This is a genomic window from Pseudonocardia sp. EV170527-09 (genome assembly GCF_008369905.1).
Taxonomy (GTDB): domain Bacteria; phylum Actinomycetota; class Actinomycetes; order Mycobacteriales; family Pseudonocardiaceae; genus Pseudonocardia.
In genome coordinates, this window is sequence record NZ_VRMC01000716.1 from 1 (window position 1) to 228 (window position 228).

1 pseudogene is annotated in these 228 nt (G+C 45.2%); it reads left to right on the top strand.

What is annotated here, in order from left to right:
* Positions 1–228 (top strand): annotated as a pseudogene (locus FVA95_RS30575) (IucA/IucC family protein); the annotation flags it as partial.

Here is a 228-nt window from a genome sequence, read left to right on the forward strand (position 1 = left end):
GTTTTGATGAGATTGAAGGTGCGCCGTATCAGTTTAAAGAATTGTTTGGAGGTTTGTGGCGTGAAAGTGTAGACCCAGTGATTGGAACAGGTGAACAGGCACTTTCTAAAGCGGCTTTATTACATCGAGACATCAACGGACAGTCGATATTAGCCGTGTTGATTCAGGCGTCGGGTTTGAGTCCATTACAGTGGTTAAAACGCTTTGCCGAAGTATCTGTTACTCCGC